This is a genomic window from Thermodesulfobacteriota bacterium (genome assembly GCA_036482575.1).
Taxonomy (GTDB): domain Bacteria; phylum Desulfobacterota; class GWC2-55-46; order GWC2-55-46; family JAUVFY01; genus JAZGJJ01.
In genome coordinates, this window is the sequence record JAZGJJ010000060.1 from 1 (window position 1) to 2769 (window position 2769).

Sequence of the window (2769 nt, forward strand, 5' to 3'; positions counted from 1 at the left end):
TATCCGTTCGGTTTTGAGCCTTGAGAGCGTGACTTCCCCCCCCCCGCCGGGGGGCTTGCCCCCCGAAGGGTTGCCTGACGACGTGCTCCGCTCCATCGAGATAGAGACCAAGTACGAGGGCTACATAAGGAGGCAGGTGGAAGAGGCCGGGAGGTTCAAGAAGATGGAGGGGGTCGAAATACCCGAGGGGCTTTCCTATGGAGAGGTCCACGGCCTTTCGACCGAGATAAGGGAGAAGCTCACCCGCACCCGCCCGCTCTCGCTCGGCCAGGCGAGCCGCATACCCGGGGTGACTCCGGCCGCTATTTCCATGCTCATGGTACACCTCAGGAAGATCGGCCCAACCGGAGCGGCGGGAGCAAAAAATATTTAGGCCATCAGAAGAGTTCGGCAAAGGATTTTGAGACGGGGACCGTCTAAAGGGCATGGAGCTTAGAATATCCAACTAAATAAAGGAGGGACAAAACGATGAAGCTAATATCCTGTGCGTTCTCGCTCGCGGCCCTGCTGGCCCTTTCGGTCGTTACCGCCACAGCCGAGCCAATAACAAAGAGTACCGGAGAAGACCAGACCGGTGTCGAGGTAACGGTCTATAATAATAACCTCGGCCTCGTGAAGGATACAAGAAGGATAAAACTCCCCACGGGTGAAGGGGAGCTCCGCTTCATGGACGTGGCCTCCGGTATCATGCCCGTTACCGTACACGCCAAGTCGCTCAACTTCCCCGACGCCTTCGGCGTGCTCGAGCAGAACTACGAGTACGACCTTATGAACGCGGAAAAACTCCTCGACAAGTACGTGGGCAAGAAGATAAAGTTGATCGACTGGAACAGGTACCAGGACAGGAAAGAGGTTGTCGAGGCTACGCTCCTCAGCAACAATCAGGGGCAGATATACAGGGTGGGTACGGAGATATTCCTCGGCCATCCGGGCTACAGGGTACTTCCGGAGATACCGGAAAATCTCATCGCAAAACCGACGCTTACGTGGCTCTACGATAGCGGGACCGATAGGGCCCACAGCCTCGAGGTCTCCTACCTTACGCGGAATATATCCTGGAAGGCCGACTACGTGGTGGTGCTCGACCGGGCCGATACGAGCGCCGAGCTCTCGGGCTGGGTCACCGTGGATAACAGAAGCGGGGCCACATATAAGAACGCCCGGCTAAAGCTCGTGGCCGGAGAGGTCAACAGGGCGGAAGAAGAGTTCAGGATGGATATGCTCTACGAGGGAGTGGCGAAAAAGATGGCACGGGCCCCTCAGTTCCAGGAGAAGGGTTTCTTCGAGTACCACATCTACGACTTGCAGAGAAAGACCACCATAAAGGACCGGCAGACGAAACAGATAAGCCTGCTCGAAGCCTCGGGCGTGGGCGTGGAGAAGGAGCTCCTCGTCTACGGCCTCAACACCTACTACACGAGGCAATACAGGGAGCGGAACGCCAAGCAGCCGGTGAACGTATACGTAAAGTTCAAGAACTCGAAGGAGAACAACCTCGGCATGCCTCTTCCGGCCGGAGTGATGCGCATCTATAAAGAGGACGACGATAAGAGCCTCCAGTTCATAGGAGAGGACCGTGTGGACCATACCCCGAAGGACGAAGAGGTGAGGCTCAAGGTCGGAGAGGCGTTCGACGTGGTGGTCGAGAGGGTCCAGACCGACTTCAGGCAGATTACCACGCGCCTCTACGAGACCGAGTGGGAGATAACCTTGAGGAACCACAAGGAAGAGGACGTGACCGTGGGTCTGGTGGAGCCCGTGCCGGGAAGTTGGAGGGTCGTTAAAAAGAGCCACCCCGTGAAGAAGCTCGACGCCTTTACCATGAGGTTCGACGTAAAAGTCCCCAAGGACGGGGAAGTCAAGGTAAAGTACAGGGTAAGGGTCGGTCTTGAGTAGGACCTTTCCCCCCACCCCCACCCCCACCCCCTCCCGGAGGGAGGGGGTGGGGGAAGTTATAACTGCTTGATAATTAAGGTAAATATGGATAAAGGGAAGCTGAAGGATACCCTCGCAAAGGGGGCCGGGGAGCTTGGCGTGGAGCTGGGCGAACGCTCGGTGGAGATGTTCATCACCTACCTCGAAGAGCTCAAGAAGTGGAACAAGAAGATAAACCTCACCTCTCTCAGCTCGGATCACGACATAGTAACCCGGCACTTCCTCGATTCCCTGACCCCCCTGCGCTTTTTGGGAGATACAAAGACGCTCCTTGACATAGGCTCGGGCGGGGGCTTTCCCGGCATCCCGCTTAAGATCGCCTCACCGGGGCTCGACGTTACCCTTGTGGAGGCCACTGAGAAGAAGGTCCATTTTCTTAGACATATCATAAGGTTACTGGATCTGGGCGGCATAAGGGTTATGAACGTCCGTGCCGAGGACGGGAGGGTTGCGTGGAAGTTCAGAAGATCCTTCGACTGCGTGACCTCAAGGGCCTTTACGGATCTCAGGCAGTTTTTGGGGGCCGCCTGGTCCTACGTCTCCCCGGGCGGCATTATATTGGCCATGAAGGGGCCGAAGGACCGCAAGCTCGCCGGAGAGCTCGAAAGCATGCAAGGGCGGAAGTTCGACCTGCACGAGGTAGACGTCCCCTTTGCGGACCGGAAGACCACGATTGTCGTGTTCCACGTGGAACACGGCTGACCCCCCCCTCCTCGCACCACTTGTTCCACGTGGAACAAAAAACCCTTTGAAAAGCTTTTCTTATGTGGTAAACTCTCGGAATATTATGGGAAGGATCATCTCCATAGCCAACCAGAAGGGCGGGGTGGGCAA

Annotated in this window: 3 protein-coding genes; all 3 read left to right on the plus strand. The window is 56.7% G+C overall.

All coding sequences use genetic code 11. The annotated features are described in order from the left end of the window. On the plus strand, positions 1–373 hold a 373-nt coding region (locus V3W31_02730; GenBank protein ID MEE9613853.1), incomplete at its 5' end, for a hypothetical protein. A 95-nt stretch (positions 374–468) separates the two neighbouring features. Continuing rightward, the gene (locus V3W31_02735; GenBank protein ID MEE9613854.1) at positions 469–1896 is read left to right on the plus strand and encodes a DUF4139 domain-containing protein; all 1428 of its coding nucleotides are present in this window, start codon (positions 469–471) and stop codon (positions 1894–1896) included. An 84-nt stretch (positions 1897–1980) separates the two neighbouring features. Further along, positions 1981–2637 carry a 16S rRNA (guanine(527)-N(7))-methyltransferase RsmG gene (rsmG, locus tag V3W31_02740; GenBank protein MEE9613855.1) on the plus strand — a complete coding sequence of 219 codons (657 nt, stop codon included), beginning with the start codon at positions 1981–1983 and terminating at the stop codon, positions 2635–2637. The last annotated feature ends 132 nt before the right edge of the window (positions 2638–2769 follow it).

Bases quoted from the DNA above. Each gene is read 5' to 3' on its own strand.
- V3W31_02735 (MEE9613854.1), top strand. From the start codon at position 469: ATGAAGCTAATATCCTGTGCGTTCTCGCTCGCGGCCCTGCTGGCCCTT.
- rsmG (MEE9613855.1), top strand. From the start codon at position 1,981: ATGGATAAAGGGAAGCTGAAGGATACCCTCGCAAAGGGGGCCGGGGAG.